Origin of the sequence: Roseovarius pelagicus (genome assembly GCF_025639885.1) — a bacterium.
Classification (GTDB): domain Bacteria; phylum Pseudomonadota; class Alphaproteobacteria; order Rhodobacterales; family Rhodobacteraceae; genus Roseovarius; species Roseovarius pelagicus.
Map to the genome: position 1 here is coordinate 2075792 of NZ_CP106738.1, position 16680 is coordinate 2092471.

Consider the following 16680-nt stretch of genomic DNA (forward strand, 5'->3'; position numbering starts at 1 on the left):
ATGAGTGATCGACCTCTCCCCCTCTTGGATATCAAGGGCCTGACGCTGGAAGCCAAAGTAAACGGCGTCTGGTCGGACATCGTGCATGGCGTTGATCTAAGCCTGAACCGGGGCGAAGTTCTGGGCCTGATCGGCGAGTCCGGCGCCGGTAAATCCACCATAGGACTGGCCGCGATGGGATTCGCGCGAAACGGCTGCCGGATCAGCGGCGGCAGTGTTTTGTTCGATGGGCAGGATCTGGTCAGCATCAGCGACCGCAAACGCCGCCGCCTGCGTGGCAGCCGGATCGCCTATGTCGCCCAATCGGCCGCCGCCGCGTTCAACCCCGCCTATTCCCTGATGCGCCAATACTGCGAATCTCCGGTACGCTTTGGCCTGAGGGGTCGCGACGAGGCCGAAGCGGATGCCAAGGCACTCTATGAAAAAATGCAATTGCCGACGCCGCATGAGATAGGTTTTCGCTATCCGCATCAGGTCTCGGGCGGGCAACTGCAGCGCGCCATGACGGCGATGGCGATGTCGTGCCGACCTGACCTGATCATTTTTGATGAACCGACGACCGCGCTGGACGTGACAACGCAAATTCAGGTGCTTGGTACGATCCGCAACATTGTCCGAGAGTTCAACACCGCCGCGCTCTATATCACTCATGATCTGGCTGTCGTCGCGCAGATGGCCGACCGGATAAAGGTGTTACGTCATGGCAAGGAAGTGGAAGAGGCGGAAACGCACACCATGCTGGCCACCCCCCAAGCCGAATATACAAAGACCCTCTGGGCTGTCCGCGAGTTCCGCAAGGCCGCGCAGCCCGCCCCTGCGCGCGACGCGGTTCCGCTAGCGTCTCTGCGAAATGTGACTGCATCCTACGGGCCTATCGATGTTCTGAGCGACATTAGTTTCGACGTGCATCGCCGCCGAACACTGGCGGTTGTCGGAGAATCCGGTAGCGGAAAATCCACTGCCGCCCGCTGCCTGACAGGCCTGTTGCCACCAAAGCAGGGCGAGGTCTTGTTCGAGGGGCATCCGCTTGCCTCTGATTTCCGCAAACGCAGCCTGTCGGACCTACGGCGAATCCAGATGATCTATCAGATGGCCGAGACCGCGCTGAACCCGCGCAAGCGGATCGGTGACATTATTGGCCGCCCCGTTTCACAGTATCTGGGGCTGAATGCCAAAGCCCGCAAAGAACGGGTGCGTGAACTGTTACGCCTGATCGAAATGGAACCGGATGAGTTCATCAATCGCACGCCGCCCAGCCTGTCGGGGGGCCAGAAACAACGTATCGGTATTGCGCGCGCGCTGGCAGCAGAGCCGGACCTGATCATTTGCGATGAGGTCACATCAGCGCTGGATCAAGTGGTCGCGGAAGGGATGTTGAAACTGCTCGACCGGTTACAGGCCGAGTTAGGCGTTTCCTATATGTTCATCACACATGATATCCAGACCGTTCGCGCAATCGCAGATGATGTGATTGTCATGCAGCACGGGCGAGATCGTCGAAGCCAATGACGTCGACTCGATCCTGACGAACCCGCAGCAGGACTACACACGTAAGCTGCTGAAATCTGTTCCCGAAATGGATGCCGGCTGGTTGGAAAAGCAACTGGCGGACTAGCGGGTAACATCGCGCAATGCGAGGTAATCGCCGCCTCCGCCACCTACCCGTGGGCGACCCGATCTTCCGCTATGTGTCGAGGAAACAATTCGTGACGTTGCTCCACTCAGACTTGGTCAAGCCATCTTTGTTCGCGATCATCCAGTAGGACTCTTGCGGCTCCAGCATATGTTCCGACACGCGGATCAGTTTGCCTTGGTCTAACAACGGGGTGCAAAGCGGCAGAGAGGCAAGCAGCACGCCCGCACCAGATAGCGCCGCCGAAAGCGCGGCAGAGAAGCTGTCAAATCGCAATTTGGGCACAGGCGTTATCGGATCACCTGTATGGCGCGCCCACTCGTGCCAACCGAGCCGCGGCCCCGAGAGCGCAAGCCGCGGCAGTTCCAGCCATGAGCCGTGTCCAGCCATGAGTTCGGGCGCGACAACAGGGCTGATCTGTTCTGCAAAGAGTGGAACCTTGTGGTGATTTCGACCTTCACCAATGCCGTATTGCACACGGATTGTGGTATCCAGAAAATTGTCCTCTGCCTGTAGCACCATCGTGGATAACACGATTTGCGCGCTGTGTTTGCTCTGCCAGTTTCGAAGTCTTGGTGACAACCACAACTCGTTCACAGACGCGCTTGCAGAAATTGTGATCTTGTCGCGCTGAATACCAAACAGCTCTTCATAACTTTCGTCGAGACTACGAAACGCTGCGGTGACATAGGGCAGCCATGCCTCGCCCTCGACGCTGAGGGTGACGCCGCGCGCGTCGCGCACAAACAATCGCGACCCGATGCGTTTCTCTAGATTGGAAATCCGTTGGCTGATCGAGGCCTGAGTGACATTACATTCTTTCGCCGCTGCTGTGAAACTTCCGGTTCGGCCCGCGCGCTCAAACGCACGTACCCAGTCAAGCGGGACGTTGTTCAACGACATATCAGGCATAAGAAAATCCACATCTCAGATTAAAATTATATTGATTGTGTTTATACGTGATGCGTGAATAGTTGCAACGAACCAAGCCACACTGACGCAAAAGGCAGCGCGAAAATGTTAGACTGTATCCTGAACAAAGACGGCACGTATCTGACACTTGACGATGGTAAAACCAAAACCCGGTTTCATGCGATCTGGTTGCGCGACAATGCGTGGGATGCGGCGACACGATCCGCAGATAACGGTCAACGCCTGATCGCACTAGGTGACATCCCGGCAGAGACATCCGTCAGTGCCGCGACGCTCGTCGGAGACACTTTGCGCGTCACGTTTGCGCCCGAAGACAAATCCGTTGACTACGCGCTGAGCTGGTTGCTGGAAAACGCCTATGATCGCCCGGCGAACACGCAGGCCGGATGGACCAAGCCCAGTGTCGAAACTTGGGATAACGACCTGATGTCGCACCTGCCTGTTGCCAGTTTCGACGCTGTTTCCTCTGATCCGGCCGCATTACAACGCTGGCTGGGACAGATCGCGCGCTATGGGTTTGCTAAACTAACGAACGGCCCGATTGAGGAACTGGCGCTGATGCGGGTCGTCAAGCTGTTCGGTTATGTGCGCGAGACCAATTATGGACGCCATTTCGAGGTCCGCACCGAAGTAAACCCGACGAACCTGGCGTATACCGGGCTGGGGTTACAGGCGCATACGGACAATCCATACCGCGATCCTGTGCCGACGGTTCAGGTGCTTTATTGTCTCGAAAGCTCTGCTGCCGGTGGGGAAAATATGGTCGTGGACGGCTTTCGGGTGGCCGAGCGGCTGCGGGCAGAGAACGAAGAATGGTTTAACGTTCTGGCACGTTATTGTGCCAATTTCGAATATGCCGGATCGGATGATGTAATATTGCAGTCCCGACGTCCGATGATTGAACTCGCCCCCGATGGCGAGCTGATCGGAGTCCGGTTCAACAATCGGTCGACCGCGGCCATCACGGATGTGCCGTTCGATGAGATGGCGACCTACTACGCCGCTTACCGCCGGATGGGTGAAATCATTGATGACCCAGCGATGGAGGTCTCGTTTCGGTTGGAGCCCGGCGAATGTTTCTTGGTGGATAACCGACGCGTGCTGCACGCCCGCAAGGGATATTCAGGAGCGGGTAAGCGTTGGTTCCAAGGGTGCTATGCCGATATGGATTCGCTCAATTCGAAATTGGCGGTGTTGGAAACGGAACATCTGGCGGCGGCCGAATGAGCAAGCCAGATTTCAGCACATTGGACCGCAGCAACATTGTCGCGTTTCTGGAGGATATTTTCGAGCGGCGCGGCGGCGAGGAATATCTGGGCGAACCAGTCACTATGGCAGAGCACATGCTGCAAGGCGCAACAATCGCCGAACAAAACGGCCAGCCCGAGGTTATCATCGTGTCCGCCCTGCTGCACGATGTGGGTCATTTCACCAGTGAATTCGGCATGTTCAGCATGGATGACACCGAAGACAAGTTTCACGAGGATGCCGGCGCTGAGGTGCTGCAGGAATTTTTTCCCAGTTTGGTTACAGACTGTGTGCGGTATCACGTTGCCGCAAAAAGATACCTGTGCGCCACGCGACCCTCATATTTTGACCGACTGTCAGAGGCATCCATACATTCGCTCAATCTGCAAGGTGGGCCAATGAGCGCGGACGAAGTTCAGCAGTTCGAAAAGAATCCGAACCTGAAAGAAATCATCGCCGTACGCTTTCTGGATGAGGCGGGCAAACACCCGGATATGGAAACGCCGTCCTTTTCCCACTTCGCACCGATGGTCCAGCGGATTGTCGATCAGCACTGCGGCTGAAACATTGGCGATGTTGTACTTGGCAAACCTAGCCTTGAAAGCTGATCGGTAGATGCCTCTCTATCTATCTACTTGGCAGTCGCTGTTTCGATCCCCGTACGTTTCACCATCAATCTAAGGGGCGTTGGCTTGGCGGGAACGCAGCCACTTGAATCGGAAGCCCGGCGCCAGTCAGTGTCGGGCTTCCGATTCCGGAGCCGATACAAATATTTTGGGAAAAATTCCTAAGATATTGAATTTAAAACAATACTTTCTCCAGGGAGAGAATTATAGGTGGTGGAAGCCCGATTTCCGCCATCCTGAAACTGCTCCCAGTTTCTCGATACTTGGAGCCTGATCGGGTCAGAAGACTATGAAAGGCCCGTGACCCCAGTGATGGCTTTGTCTCTGGCTGCCTGTACTGGGGCGGTGATTTCATTCGCCGCACACAGTTGTTGGTGTGGTTCAATTATCTGTTCTACTTGTTGCCGGAGATAGGCGTCGTGCTCTCGCCGCTGACGGCCGAGGGGATCGGTCTGCACGAAAGCACCTATACCGCTGAGATCTATCGCGCCGGAATCGAAAATGTGGATCGCAGGACGCCATGGTTCGGCGAAAGGTCAGCAGCCTCGATCGAGACCCAATCAACAGACAGAAACATGACGGGGCTCTACACCTGAACCGTCCGTATCAGAGCGTAGGTTCGCTCACCAAAACGCCGATTCTCAAAAACATAAAGCCTCATTACATCTACGCTAGTCGCAGCAATCCTCACGTTTCTGATATTTTATCGGCGCCGACGCGATTTTAGCGTCACAGGTACAACAACGACCGAGCGCAGACTCGGAATCAACAAGGAGACAAGACTATGCTCTATACCTACTCCCAAATCGTCAGCCGTGCTTCGGGCGCTCTGACCGCAGCAGCTCTCGCCGCCGCGCTGAACGTGTTGCCCGATGTTGCGGCAGCGCAGGACAAAATCAACTGCATTTTCCCCTTCTGGTATGGCAACGCGCCGATCTTCGTGGCCCAGGAAGAAGGCTATTTTGAAAGCGAAGGGCTGAAGGTGACGACCTCGTTCGACAATGATCGGGCCAATGTGTTGCCCGCCATGGCAAACGGGTCAATCGATTGCACCATACGCACCATCGGTGAATCCATGTCACGCCCGCGTCAGTCCGACACTACAGGTAGAGTGATCGGTACGATCGACATTTCCGTGGGCGCTGATGGTGTGGTCGCGGCGGGCGACGTCCAGTCGGTGGCAGATCTGATCGGCAAAACGATGGCAGGGGAAATCAATCACCCCGGCACCACGCTGGTGCAACACGCGTTGTCACAGATCGGGCGCAGCATCGAGGATGTGAACATTCAGCTCGTTGCTACCGACGATTCCGCCGCGGTGTTTGAGGACTCCAGTGTATCCGCTGTTGCCACGTGGGAACCGATGATGAGTTCGATCGTGAAAGGCACGTCGCGCGAGGGCGCGCATATTCTGCTCAGCTCCGCTGATTACGAGGGGTTGATCACCGATGTGATCATCGTGCGCACCGAAGATTACGAGGAAAACCCACAGAAATACGCTAAGTTTCTGCGCGGCATTTATCGGGCGATTGATCTCTACGCCGAAGACCCCGACAAATTCATCTCTATTGCTGCACCGTTCTTCGACACGTCTGACGATGAGATGAAAGAGGCGCTTCAAGGGATGAAATACACGTCCTACGAGGAAAGCGTCGCCTACCTTCCCGGCCCCGATGGCGAGGGCAAGCTGAAAGACGTTCTGGAAGCGTTCAACGACATTAACGTGACGCTCGACTTGCAGGACGGCCCGCTACCCTATCAGCCCTATGTCGACGGCAGCCTGTTGCAGGGTCTGTTCGACGGCGCCGAGCGCTGATCCAAGTCAAACCGTTTGCCACTCCGGCGCTGGCTGACAGGCCGGGGTGGCAACCAGCCCAAATTTCTCTGGCCTAATCCGCCGATCCATCTGGGAGATCCCGCTTTGTCCGTTTCACTCTTTGCCTTTCGCAGCACGCTTGGCCGCCGTACTCAGCTTTTGCTTGGCATATTCGGTTTTGCTCTGTTCCTGCTTATCTGGCATCTGACCGCGATATCAGGGGTCATCCGCCCCGAGTTTTTGCCCACGCCCCTGTCGGTGGCCGAGGCCTTTGTCCGTCTGTTCACGGAACGGGATTTTGCCAGCGATGTGCTGATCAGCGTGGGTCGGGTCTGGTTCGCCTTTTTACTGTCGGTGGTGATCGCCTTGCCGCTGGGTCTGCTGATGAGCACCTATCGCGCCGTGGGAGCCGTGCTTGAGCCGTTCATCGACTTCGTGCGCTATCTGCCCGTGCCCGCCTTGGTGCCGCTACTGGTGATCTGGTTCGGCGTCGGAGAGGCGTCAAAGATCGCGGTACTCTGGATGGGAACGTTTTTTCAGCTGATCCTGCTGATTGCAGACGACACAAAGAGGGTCCCGGGCGAATATATCGAATCCGGCCATACGCTGGGCGCCAGCAACGGCCAGATCATGCGCCATATCATCATTCCCGCCGCGCTGCCCAATATGGTGGACAATCTGCGGATCACGTTGGGTTGGTGCTGGACATATCTGATCATCGCCGAAATCGTGGCAGCCAATTCCGGCATCGGCCATGTGATCTGGTCGCTGCGCCGTTTCGTCAAGACACCCGAGGTCATGGCTGGAATCATCGCCATCGGCATCATCGGCCTCCTGACCGATCAGGCCTTCCGATTGGCTCACAAGAAGCTCTTCCCCTTTCTGCGCAGGTGACACATGACCCATTTTCTGGAAATTGAAAACATCGCCAAGACCTATTGGTCCGATGATGGCAAGACCGAAACCAAGGTAGTCCTGCCCCTGACCATGGGCATCCGCGAAGGCGAGATGGTTATGTTCCTCGGGCCCTCAGGCTGTGGCAAAACCACCCTGATGCGGATCGTCGGGGGGCTGGAAACGCGCGATCATGGCATCATCCGGCTGGAGGGAGAGGAACTGGGAGGCCCCAACCGCCGTCGGGGCATGGTGTTTCAATCCTATTCGTCATTTCCATGGCTGAGCGTGCGCGAGAACATCAAGTTCGGCACACGCTACCGCAAGGATATCACTGCGACGGAAAAGAACGAGGTCACTGACCACTACATGCATATGGTTGGCCTGACGAAATACAGGGATTTCTACACCAACAAGATTTCGGGGGGCATGCGCCAACGGGTTGCGATCGCGCGCACACTGGCCTCGTCGCCGCAGGTTCTGCTGATGGATGAACCGTTCGGCGCGCTGGACGCCCAGACACGCGAACATCTTCAACTTCAGCTGATGGATATCAACACCGAGGAAAAGAAGACCACGATTTTCGTCACCCATGACGTCGAGGAGGCGATCCTTCTGGCCAACCGCATTGTCATCTTCTCGGCCCGGCCGGCCCGCGTGGTCAAGGAAATCGACGTCGATGCCATCATTCCCGTCGAAGATCGCCGCAACGGTACTGCCGATATGAAAACCTTTTTCGATCTGCGGTCCGACATTCACAAGATTATCCGCGATCAGTACGCGGAAACACTTCAGGAGGCATGAACATGACAGGTGTACTGGACGGCAAGCGTGCGGTCATAACAGGCGCGAACCGGGGTATTGGCCTTGGCGTGGCCGAAGGGTTTCTGGAGGCAGGCGCCGATCTGACCATCGTGGCACTGGAAGAGGACGTGACGAAGGTGGCTGCCGATCTGTCCGACCAATTCGGACGCGAAGTGCGTGGCCTGCAATGTGATATCTCGAATCTTGGCCAGGTCGACGCCTTGGCTGTTCAATTGGACGGGTTGGACATTCTGATCAACAATGCCGGGTTCGAGTACATCACTCCGATTCAGGATCCGTCGCAACGCGTGGACGACGTGTTCCGGCAAGTGGTGGAAACCAACGTAATCGGAACGTTTTCGGTGACCCGCAAACTGCTGCCCAAACTCGCCGATGGTGGGCGGATCGTGAACACCGCCTCCATGTGGGGCAAGACCGCAGTGGCAGAGTTTTCTGCCTATTGCGCCTCAAAGCACGCGGTGATCGGTCTAACCCGATCCCTGTCGCAGGAGCTGGCGCCGCGCGGAATTTCCGTGAATGCCGTTTGCCCCGGCTGGGTGCGGACCATGGCGTCGATGCGCTCACTCGCCTTCATGGCCGCGCGGCAGGAACGGACCGAAGCGGATCTGCTGGAGGAAATCGTGGCAGGACAGGCTCTGGACGGGCTGATGGAGCCGCGCGACATGGCCGCGATGTATGTGTTCTTGGCCGGTCCCGCAGCGGCCAATATCACCGGGCAATCCTTTACGGTGGATCGCGGGGAATTGATGCAATGAGCGATGAATTGCGCGGGCAGCGAGCGTTGGTGACCGGTGCGGCCCAAGGGATCGGCGCGGGGATCGCCCGGGCGCTGGCGGGGGCCGGGGCCGAGATAATCGCTGCCGACCAACGCGCACCCGACGACACTGTGGCCGCCATCGCCGACGCGGGCGGGCAGGCGATAGGCGTGACCTGTGATGTTTCCGACGCCACGTCGGTCGCCATGCTGTTCGATCAGATCGCAAGGCGCGGGCCGCTGAACGTGGCCGTGAATGCCGCCGGTATCCTGAGCGAAGCGCCGGTGACGGAAATGGATGTGGACGAGTTTGACCGGATCGTTGCGGTTAACCTGCGGGGTGCCTTCCTGATTGCGCAGGGCGCGGCGCGAACGATGCAGGTGGCCGGAACGGGGCGGATCATCCTGATTTCTTCGGAACTAGCTTATCTTGGTCGGGCTGAATTTTCCGCGTACTGCGCTTCAAAGGCGGGTGTTGTGGGGCTCACTCGGTCTTTGGCACGGGAACTGGCGCCCGACATCCTTGTCAACAGCGTGGCGCCGGGGCCAGTGGATACGCCGATGCTGGCGCTGGAAAACATGTCGCAGGCCTGGATCGATAAGGAACTGGACAATCCGCTCGGCCGGGTTGGCAAGGTCAGTGAAATCTCCGGAGTGGTGCGTTTTCTCTGCGGCCCCGAAGCCGGATTTTTCACCGGCCAGACACTCAGCCCCAATGGCGGCGCCGTGATGATCTGAGACACCACAAAGACAGGAGTTCGACCCATGCTGCAAAGACCCGTTCCATGGCCCAACGGCGCCAAGGTGGCTTGTGCCATCACTTTGGATATGGATGCTGACAGCCTTGTGCATATTCACCATGGTGCAGGGGCGGGCGACAAGCTTTCGGCCACCTCGATGCTGCGGTATGGGCCCGAGGTGGCGATTCCGCGTATCCTCGACACCTATCGCCGGTTCGGTCTGACCCAGAGCTTCTTCATGCCTGCCTGGTGCGTCGAGAACCACCCCAAGGCGGTAGAAGCCATCGTGAAGGATGGACACGAGATAGGTCATCACGGTTATATCCATGAGGCGCCCAACAGCCTGAGCGCGGCGCAGGAACATGACTGGATGTGTCGCAGTATCGAGATTATCGAACGTCACACCGGCCAGCGCCCGCGTGGCAACCGGTCACCACTCTATCACATGTCTTCGAAAACACCCGGTTTCTTGGCTCAGGAGGGGTTTGTCTATGACAGCTCGCTCATGGGGGACGAAGTGCCTTATGTGCTGGAGACCGGCAAAGGTCGTATCATGGAACTGCCGGTAAGCTGGGCCACGGATGACTGGCCGCCCTATGTGCATGCGCCGGATCTGGATTACATGTTCGCCGTGCAGGCACCGGAGCGCGCCATGGAGGTGTTCATGGCCGAATTCGAAGCTTTGCGCGCCTGTCCAGGCGGTCTGTGGGTGGGGGTATGGCACCCGTTCGTCAGTGGGCGCTTGTCGCGCTGGCAGCGGGTCGAGAAGATGATCGAATACATGCTGAACACAGGCGATGTGTGGTTCGCAACATTAGAAGAGATCGCAGCCCATGTGGCCATGGTGGAGAAATCGGGCGAGTATGCGCCACGGGTCGACCACCTGCCTTATCACGCCGAAAATCAGGTGCCTGCCGAACTTCAGGGCAAGGTCTGACCGAGCTTCGCGCAAGGGGCGGAGCCCAAACCGGCAAGCGATTGGTTTGGCTCCGCCTTAAAGATATGCGGTATCGGATATGACTGTAGGAGCATGCTCAATTCTGGCCCGAACCGAGGGATCGCCACCGCGCCAGCGCTGACGTGACAGGCGGGTGGCGTATCGCAGCTTCTCTCTTAGGGGCTGCCGCGGGACAGCTCGCTATTTAACGAGACACCCCTGAAGCCGGGAAACCGGGCCGCGTGATCTGAATATGCGTATCGGTGCTGCGGGGACATTAAGGCCCGACAATCCAACAGCCTCCAGCTACATGCTCGCTTCCTCGCCTTAGCATCAGGTTGTTACGCTGGCCAGCGCCCCTTTCAATTCAGTCAAGAACCGGTCGGCGTGATCCGTGCTGAAACATAGCTGTGGGCGGATCTTCAGAACATTCGCATTTGCCGCCGTGGCCGAGATCAATACCCGGCGTGCACGCATTTCGTTGACCAGCGCAAGGGCAAGCGCGCTGTCGGGGTCTCGCGTGGCGCGATCCTTGACCATCTCCACGCCCATATACAGCCCCGTGCCGCGCACGTCGCCGATCCGTGCATCAGCCTTTGCCAGATCGCGCAGCCCCTCCATCAGCACCGCGCCGGTCTTGCGCGCGTTTTCCATCAGGTTTTCATTCTGGATTACTTCGAGCGTGGCGCGTGCCGCAGCCATGGCCACGGTGTTGCCGCCGAAGGTGTTAAAGTAACGCATGTCATGCCCGAAAGCCTCACAAATATGCGACTGCACGGCGATGCCTGCCACTGGATAGCCATTGCCCATCGGCTTGCCCATGGTCACGATCTCGGGCACCACGCGGTGGCGTTGATAGCCCCACATATCACTGCCGGTCCGGGCGAACCCGCACTGTACCTCATCCGCGACAAAAATGCCGCCTGCGTCGCGCACGACCTTCAGGACTGGCGTCAGAAGTTCTGGGTCATTGGCGAATATGCCGTCGGAGGAAAACAGGGAATCTGCGACAAATGCCGCCAGCCCCTGACCGCGGCGTTGAAGATCATGAATTTGCTCGGCCACATGCGCGGCCAGCCATTCGCCCATGTTTTCCGCCGCTACCCGGTAAGTATCAGGCGCGGGTACGCGCCGAACCCAAGTGCCCAGCCGAGAATTCTCGCCCATGGAGGGCGAAAAGCCCGAGGTCAGCTCGGAATTGCCATGATATGCCTCAGAGGTGACGATGATCCCTTCGTTGCCGGTATGGTACTTGGCCATGCGCAGAGCCAGATCGTTCGCTTCCGAGCCGGTGCAGGTGAACATCACATGTGCGATGTCCTTCTCAAACGTATCGAGCAACATTTCGGCATAGTCCAAGATCCCGTCTTGCATATAGCGGGTATGGGTGCAGAGCTTGTCCATCTGAGCCTTGACGGCGGCATTCACATGCGGATGGCAATGGCCCACAGAGACCACGTTGTTATACGCATCCAGATATTCATTGCCGTCGCTGTCGTACATCATCACCCCCTCGGCGTGGGCGAATTCCACCGGGTTGGCGTAGAACAAGCGATAAGCAGGCCCAAGAAGCCGTGCCCGCCGGTCGACCATTTCGCGGGTGCGGGCATCCAGTGCGTCGGCCTGCGCGGGATCAAATCCGTTCACCATCTTGCCACGTTTGGGGCGTTGGAGATTGGTGGTCATATCGTTATCCTTTCGGAGCAGAATATTGGGTCAGCAAGGCGGATATCTCATCCGGGGTATGAGCCAGAAACCAGTCCAACTGGTGCCAGCCCTGCGCGGTGTTGCGCATGATATAGCGTTCATTTTCGGGAAATAGCTTGGCGCGCCACAGGGTCAGTAGGGCACGTACCACCACCCGGGCCATCACCAAGTGCGGGATGAGCGCCAGTTCCTCTTCGGTCAGGTCGGTTCGTTCCAGATAGCCCTCCAGCACATCGCGCCCGCGATAGAACAGATCGTCATGCGGCTGTTCGGGTAGCTGGTTCAGCAGAGCCGTCGCTACGTCGATGGCGATGGCTGTGTTAACGGAATCGCCGAAATCTATGATCCCTTTGACGAAAGCAGGGTCACCATGATCCACCACAATATTGGATTTGCTGAAATCATTGTGCAGAACCTGCCGGCGCAATCCCTTCACGCGCGGGGCGATCGCGCGGTAACGTTCCAGCCCCTGCGCAAGCGCGTCCCGCTGGGTGGGGTCCTCTACCTCATCCAGAAGATGTGCGAACTTTAGCAGATGCTGAACATCCCATGGATAAACGCGGTCCTGCCAAGGGTGGGTGAACCCGGTCATGGCCAGCCGCAGCCGTGCTAGAATGCGACCGATCTGGCGGCGCTGCGCCGGGTCCGAGTTGGTTTCACACAGCGGCGTACCCTCAAGGAAGGTCAGCACGCGCACGTGCCGTGTCTGACCATCCAGATCGGTGATAGTGGTGATGTCGCGCCCGTTGCCTGAGGACACGACGCGGGGCACCGGCAGGTTCTGGTCCCGAGCCTGAACGTGGCGCAGGATGGAGTTCTGAAAATCCAGCTCGGCGTGATCTTCATCCGGGTTGGCGATTTTGAGGACAAAGAGCGCACCCGAGCCGGTCTTCACGCGAAACGTGTCATCCTTTTCCGTATCGAACCGCTTCAGCGTTCCGGACAGGCCAAAATTCTGCTCCAGAACCTTGCGCGCACGGTCCGGCTCTATTGGCGTATAAGACCCGGCCAGTGCACCCTCGCCACCGCTGCAGCTGGGATCGGGTTGCATCATGAGGCTGCTCCGACCCGCGCTTCGGCCAGAAGACATAGCAGTTCGTACATTACCGTCGCGCCAGTCAGCGCCGTCAACCCGCTGGGATCGAGGGGGGGCGAAACCTCGACCATGTCGGCCCCCACATAGTTCAGCTTGCGCAAACCGCGGATCAGCGCCATCGCCTCGGGTGTGGTCAGCCCGGCAATTTCCGGTGTTCCGGTGCCGGGAGCAAAAGCCGGGTCTATACTGTCGATGTCAAAGCTTAGATAAACCGGCATGTCGCCAACGATATCGCGCGTTTCGGCAACCACCGCATCAATGCCACGGGCCTGGACCTCTTCCACGAACATAACCCGCATGCCGGCCTGTTCGGAATAGTCCCACCCTTCCGAGACATTCTGTGCCCCGCGAATGCCGATCTGCACCGTTTTCGTCGGGTCGATCAACCCCTCCTCATGAGCGCGGCGGAATGGGGCGCCGTGATTGAACTTCGATCCCTGAAAGCTGTCCCAGGTGTCGGTATGGGCATCCACATGGATCAGCGCCACGGGGCCTCCCGCAGCCTTGGATACCGAGCGCAGAAGCGGCAGGCTGACCGAATGATCCCCCCACAACTGAGCGGCAGAATGTTCCGCTCGGTCAACTGGCTGACGAACGCCTCAATGTCGCGATGCGTGGCCTCGATGTCAAAGACCCTCTGGAAAGGGACATCGCCCACATCTGCGACCCGGCATAGCTCGTACGGATTTACGCGAGTGGCATGGTTGATCGTTCGCATCAGACTGGATTGGTTGCGCACCTCGCGCGGACCGTGGCGCGCACCGGGGCGGTTGGTCAGAGCGCCATCATACGGGATGCCAAGCAGGCCAATGTCTATATCGTCAAGCGTTTGTGCCACCGGCGCACGCATGAACGTGGGTAGGCCGGTATAGCGCGGCGCAAGATTGTCGGGCTGAGACGGGGAAATGAATTGGGTCACGGCAGGCACACCATCGCTTTTTGATTACTGATTAATCCATACATTTATGCTTTTTTACCCCGAAACAATCTGTATTATCCCATCAATACATTCATGCTAATCGTTGAAAAGATATGCTGAGCGCCTTAACCAATCCTGATCTGCACCTCTTACGTGTATTTCTTGCTGTCGTGGATGCAGGCGGGTTTTCCCGCGCGCAACTGGCGTTGAACGTCAGTCAGTCCACCATCAGCACTCAGATGAACAATCTGGAGACTCGGCTGAGGTTACGCCTGTGTCGGCGGGGACGGGCGGGCTTCGCGCTGACCGAAGACGGCCACCAAGTGTACCGTCTGGCCAAGGAGTTGTTGCAGGATTGCGACCGCTTTGTCAGCCACGTCAGCGAATTGGGTGGTGAAATCACCGGTGAGTTACGGATCGCCACCGCGGATTCGTTGCTGGGCCACGCCGTTTTTCAGCTAGACAAGGTCATCACGGCCGCGCGCGATCAGCTACCTGCAGTGACCTTGCAGCTGAACGTGATGAATCCTTTGGAAATCGAACGGCTGGTGCTGGAGCAAAAGATTCATCTGGGCATTCATACTTTCCCCAACCACGCGCCGGGGCTGCGCTATCTGCCGCTGTTCAATGAAACTCAGGTCCTGTGCTGCGGACGGCAACACCCACTCTACTCCCCAAAGACACCACCAACACCACAGGAAATCGACAGGTTCGACTACGCGGCGCGATCCTATTACGGCGGTATGCTGAAGCCCGGATCAATGAAGCCCGCAATTGATGCAATAAAAAGCGGCAGCATGGAGGGGATCACTGCAGCAATCCTGTCGGGGCGTTTCATAGGCCATCTACCTGAACATTGCGCCCAACAGTGGATTGAGAGGGGCGAAATGAAGGCAGTGCTGCCCGAAAAGACCAATTACGACGCGTTATTCGAATGTGTGTTACCCGCTGGTTCGCGCAGTTCCCGAGCACAGGCTGTCATGGAAGACATCATCACTTCGTTCGCGCGACCGGATGCTATCGAGATCTGAAAAAGCAGAAGCTTGTTTTCTATATGCCTCAGGTGATTGATCGTCACGGTAACAAAACGGATGGGGAGAGGAACTGAGAACGGAGAAGACATCACGGTTTTCGGACCACAGAAGGCGTTCGTTTTAAAGCAGGGCGAGGAAGGCACGCAGGTTGCGGAGATTTGCCGCAAGGCAGGGATCAACCACTTGCCTTTCCGGGAATGAGAGCGAGTAATGTAGGGCTTCTGATCACAGAGTGGCTTGCGGCGCTTCGTCTCCATGCAGTCCGCAACCCGAAATTCCTTCTCCGCCCCAGCCCGCCGTCGTTCCGCTTTTTCCATCCACTACCATCGGCTCAGAGCTTTCGAGGTGTGGAAATCCGCGGCACATGCCGCTTGTTCAAAAATCGACATACCAGCTAGAAAAGTTGGCGAGTTAACTTGAAAATGCCGTCTCGAGGACCCGTCCAAGTTACAGATGGGCGCGTTCATTGTAACGAGACGTAAAGAGCTTCCACAGCCCAATTTTCGCGATTATCCCGAAAAATCTGGTTCCGATTTTTTCCCGACCGAGAGCAATTTGGTTCGCATTGCAACGATTTGAAAAATCGAAAGATTGATGGAAACTGCATTTAGTGCATGCTCCTGAGTAGATGGCCGTTAGGTTCGATCGTCAGCTGCATCCAAAGAATCTAACCTTCGCCTGAATGTGCGGGATCTGTATGGTCGTCCCCAAGTTTCACTGTGCTCAGATTTCCCTGATGCTGGCGGCAAACTCATGCAAACTCTGCGCCACCTTTTCAGGGATCTCAGTGAGGATGCCGTTCTTCATATCGGCGAACACGACCGTGGATGCATCGTGCATCAGTCCTGCCACGTTCGCAGCGACTTCAGCGCCGCAACCACGGGCATGTTCACCGGTCATAATCAACGCTGGCTTGGCGATGTGGGGCAGTGACGCGTCAACATCAACACAGCTGTAAAGCCCATAGAAGCGCAGGAATACCGCCTCATCGATCGCCAAAACCTGATCCAGCCGCTTCTGTAAAGCGCCGGGATGGGAGGCGGTGAAGCTTTCCGTGTACCAAGACGACGACAGTACAGGCATCGTTTGCGCCACACCCATCGTTTTCATCTTTTGCAGTAAATCTGCGGCACTTTCTTTATCGCCCTCTGTGCGCCCTGCAGGCATTGCCATCAAGCTGATCCAGTCAACTCGTCCCGGATGGCGTTCGGCGTAGCGAGCAACGATGAAGGCGCCGAGGGAATGCCCAACCAATGCCACTCGCTGGTGTCCCGTCGCTGCACGGACCTTCTCCAAATCCTCAACCAGTTGGTCTAGACTGAGGGTATCATCTGAGGGACAGCCATCCCCATGACCACGCAAGTCATAGGAAATACAGCAATGATCGTCCTTCAGATGCCCGACGACATCTGTCCAGACCTCTCGGGTCGAGGCATTGCCATGCACGAAGATAATCGGCTGCCCCGTCCCCGTGACGCTGGGGCGAGAGGGTATATTGGACAAGGGATCGTTGACCAA

14 protein-coding genes and 4 pseudogenes are annotated in these 16680 nt (G+C 57.4%); 13 read left to right on the forward strand and 5 right to left on the reverse strand.

Going from position 1 to position 16680, the window contains the following annotated elements:
- Positions 1–1615 (forward strand): annotated as a pseudogene (locus tag N7U68_RS11400) (ABC transporter ATP-binding protein).
- 69 nt (positions 1616–1684) lie between these two features.
- Here N7U68_RS11400 and N7U68_RS11405 read toward each other — a convergent pair.
- Positions 1685–2545 carry a LysR family transcriptional regulator gene (locus N7U68_RS11405; RefSeq protein ID WP_263046873.1) on the reverse strand — a complete coding sequence of 287 codons (861 nt, stop codon included), beginning with the start codon at positions 2543–2545 and terminating at the stop codon, positions 1685–1687.
- 105 nt (positions 2546–2650) lie between these two features.
- Between N7U68_RS11405 and tmpA the strand changes: the two genes are divergently transcribed.
- The 9 genes from tmpA to N7U68_RS11450 all read left to right on the forward strand — a co-directional run bounded on the left by tmpA (position 2651) and on the right by N7U68_RS11450 (position 10406).
- Positions 2651–3793 (forward strand): 2-trimethylaminoethylphosphonate dioxygenase, encoded by a 1143-nt coding sequence (gene tmpA, locus N7U68_RS11410; RefSeq protein WP_263046874.1) that lies wholly within the window; start codon positions 2651–2653, stop codon positions 3791–3793.
- Positions 3790–4377: a (R)-1-hydroxy-2-trimethylaminoethylphosphonate oxygenase gene (gene tmpB / locus N7U68_RS11415; RefSeq protein WP_165195405.1), complete on the forward strand. Its 588-nt coding sequence runs from the start codon at positions 3790–3792 to the stop codon at positions 4375–4377. Before tmpA ends, tmpB begins: the two co-directional genes overlap by 4 nt.
- Positions 4378–4859: 482 nt before the next feature.
- A complete protein-coding gene (locus N7U68_RS11420) occupies positions 4860–5036 on the forward strand; it encodes a hypothetical protein (RefSeq protein WP_263046875.1) in 177 nt (58 codons plus the stop codon).
- A gap of 188 nt (positions 5037–5224) precedes the next feature.
- Complete coding sequence (locus N7U68_RS11425) at positions 5225–6256, forward strand: ABC transporter substrate-binding protein (protein WP_165195401.1); 1032 nt, start codon at positions 5225–5227, stop codon at positions 6254–6256.
- Positions 6257–6361: 105 nt separating this feature from the next.
- Complete coding sequence (locus N7U68_RS11430) at positions 6362–7150, forward strand: ABC transporter permease (RefSeq protein ID WP_206295689.1); 789 nt, start codon at positions 6362–6364, stop codon at positions 7148–7150.
- A gap of 3 nt (positions 7151–7153) precedes the next feature.
- Positions 7154–7954, forward strand: a complete 801-nt coding sequence (locus tag N7U68_RS11435) for an ABC transporter ATP-binding protein (RefSeq protein ID WP_165195399.1) — start codon at positions 7154–7156, stop codon at positions 7952–7954.
- A gap of 2 nt (positions 7955–7956) precedes the next feature.
- Positions 7957–8730, forward strand: a complete 774-nt coding sequence (locus N7U68_RS11440; RefSeq protein ID WP_206295688.1) for an SDR family NAD(P)-dependent oxidoreductase — start codon at positions 7957–7959, stop codon at positions 8728–8730.
- A complete protein-coding gene (locus tag N7U68_RS11445) occupies positions 8727–9467 on the forward strand; it encodes an SDR family NAD(P)-dependent oxidoreductase (protein ID WP_165195395.1) in 741 nt (246 codons plus the stop codon). The genes N7U68_RS11440 and N7U68_RS11445 overlap by 4 nt, the downstream gene beginning before the upstream one ends.
- 27 nt (positions 9468–9494) lie before the next feature.
- Entirely contained in the window at positions 9495–10406 is a 912-nt protein-coding gene (locus tag N7U68_RS11450; RefSeq protein ID WP_165195394.1) for a polysaccharide deacetylase family protein, read from the forward strand.
- 333 nt (positions 10407–10739) lie between these two features.
- Here the strand turns inward: N7U68_RS11450 and N7U68_RS11455 are convergent, their stop codons facing one another.
- The 3 genes and pseudogenes from N7U68_RS11455 to speB all read right to left on the reverse strand — a co-directional run bounded on the left by N7U68_RS11455 (position 10740) and on the right by speB (position 14059).
- Complete coding sequence (locus N7U68_RS11455) at positions 10740–12092, reverse strand: aspartate aminotransferase family protein (protein WP_263046876.1); 1353 nt, start codon at positions 12090–12092, stop codon at positions 10740–10742.
- A gap of 4 nt (positions 12093–12096) precedes the next feature.
- Positions 12097–13167, reverse strand: a complete 1071-nt coding sequence (locus N7U68_RS11460; protein ID WP_263046877.1) for a phosphotransferase — start codon at positions 13165–13167, stop codon at positions 12097–12099.
- Positions 13164–14059: pseudogene (gene speB / locus N7U68_RS21000) on the reverse strand (agmatinase). The gene N7U68_RS11460 and the pseudogene speB overlap by 4 nt, the downstream one beginning before the upstream one ends.
- A gap of 182 nt (positions 14060–14241) precedes the next feature.
- Between speB and N7U68_RS11470 the strand changes: the two are divergent.
- The 3 genes and pseudogenes from N7U68_RS11470 to N7U68_RS21135 all read left to right on the forward strand — a co-directional run.
- Complete coding sequence (locus N7U68_RS11470) at positions 14242–15159, forward strand: LysR family transcriptional regulator (RefSeq protein ID WP_165195391.1); 918 nt, start codon at positions 14242–14244, stop codon at positions 15157–15159.
- Between the two features lie 73 nt (positions 15160–15232).
- Positions 15233–15354: pseudogene (locus N7U68_RS11475) on the forward strand (transposase); the annotation flags it as partial.
- Between the two features lie 33 nt (positions 15355–15387).
- Positions 15388–15582 (forward strand): annotated as a pseudogene (locus tag N7U68_RS21135) (hypothetical protein); the annotation flags it as partial.
- Positions 15583–15885: 303 nt separating this feature from the next.
- Here the strand turns inward: N7U68_RS21135 and N7U68_RS11480 are convergent.
- A complete protein-coding gene (locus tag N7U68_RS11480) occupies positions 15886–16680 on the reverse strand; it encodes an alpha/beta fold hydrolase (protein WP_263046878.1) in 795 nt (264 codons plus the stop codon).

Bases quoted from the DNA above. Each gene is read 5' to 3' on its own strand.
- N7U68_RS11445 (WP_165195395.1), top strand. From the start codon at position 8,727: ATGAGCGATGAATTGCGCGGGCAGCGAGCGTTGGTGACCGGTGCGGCC.
- N7U68_RS11450 (WP_165195394.1), top strand. From the start codon at position 9,495: ATGCTGCAAAGACCCGTTCCATGGCCCAACGGCGCCAAGGTGGCTTGT.
- N7U68_RS11440 (WP_206295688.1), top strand. From the start codon at position 7,957: ATGACAGGTGTACTGGACGGCAAGCGTGCGGTCATAACAGGCGCGAAC.
- N7U68_RS11405 (WP_263046873.1), bottom strand. From the start codon at position 2,545: ATGCCTGATATGTCGTTGAACAACGTCCCGCTTGACTGGGTACGTGCG.
- N7U68_RS11455 (WP_263046876.1), bottom strand. From the start codon at position 12,092: ATGACCACCAATCTCCAACGCCCCAAACGTGGCAAGATGGTGAACGGA.
- N7U68_RS11425 (WP_165195401.1), top strand. From the start codon at position 5,225: ATGCTCTATACCTACTCCCAAATCGTCAGCCGTGCTTCGGGCGCTCTG.
- N7U68_RS11460 (WP_263046877.1), bottom strand. From the start codon at position 13,167: ATGATGCAACCCGATCCCAGCTGCAGCGGTGGCGAGGGTGCACTGGCC.
- tmpB (WP_165195405.1), top strand. From the start codon at position 3,790: ATGAGCAAGCCAGATTTCAGCACATTGGACCGCAGCAACATTGTCGCG.
- N7U68_RS11435 (WP_165195399.1), top strand. From the start codon at position 7,154: ATGACCCATTTTCTGGAAATTGAAAACATCGCCAAGACCTATTGGTCC.
- N7U68_RS11470 (WP_165195391.1), top strand. From the start codon at position 14,242: ATGCTGAGCGCCTTAACCAATCCTGATCTGCACCTCTTACGTGTATTT.
- tmpA (WP_263046874.1), top strand. From the start codon at position 2,651: ATGTTAGACTGTATCCTGAACAAAGACGGCACGTATCTGACACTTGAC.